This is a genomic window from Salinivibrio socompensis S35 (assembly GCF_000513715.1).
Classification (GTDB): Bacteria; Pseudomonadota; Gammaproteobacteria; order Enterobacterales; family Vibrionaceae; genus Salinivibrio; species Salinivibrio socompensis.
Map to the genome: position 1 here is coordinate 1 of NZ_AQOD01000233.1, position 783 is coordinate 783.

The window sequence follows — 783 nt, forward strand, 5'->3', positions numbered from 1 at the left end:
AACGCAGGCAATCAGAATGTCTTTGACACCTCGATTGTGCAGGTCTGTTAAGACGCTCAGCCAGTGATGAGCGCCCTCCTGATCGGATAGGTAGAGACCGAGTAATTCCTTCTTGCCTTCGATGTTTAAGCCGAGAATGGTGTAGATCGCTTTGCTGATGTAACGCCCGTTTTCTTTGATTTTGTAATGAATAGCATCCAGCCAGACGATTGGATAGATGGATTCTAGATCGCGCTCTCGCCACGCCTGCAGCTCGGGAAGAAGCTTGTCGGTAACAGCGTTTATGGTGCCGTTAGAGAGCTCGATATCGTACATGTCAGCGATGTGAGTTCGTATGTCCTGATAGCTGTTACCGAGGGCGAACAGGGCAATGACCTTGCGCTCTAAATCATCAGTCAAGTGAGTTTGGCTCTTCTTCACCAGTTGCGGCTCGAAGGTACCGGATCTATCACGGGGTGTCTGCAGGTCAAACTCGCCAGCGGAGGATTTCATCGTCTTCTTGCTATAGCCATTCTTTCGGTTAGGCTCTAGATCAGCCTCTAAATGCGCGTCTAGCTCAGCTTTTATTGCAGCTTCGGTTAGCTGTTTGATCAAAGGTGTTAAGACGCCATCTTTGCCAGTAACACCTTTGCCACTACGAAGCGCTTCTAGGGCAGCTTCCATATCGAGTTCTATTTTCTTGTCGGTCATGTATCATTCCTCTTTCGACCATTCTAACGAAATGACACAGAATTCTGAACACTACCGTCTATGTGATAATCCAGTGGCCTTCGAAATGAATGG

1 protein-coding gene is annotated in these 783 nt (G+C 48.0%); it reads right to left on the minus strand.

Annotated elements, in window-relative coordinates; all coding sequences use genetic code 11:
- Positions 1–690, minus strand: a 690-nt coding sequence (locus tag DZ54_RS0117295; RefSeq protein WP_025675474.1) for an IS256 family transposase, incomplete at its 3' end; no start/stop codon positions are given.
- Positions 691–783: the final 93 nt, after the last annotated feature.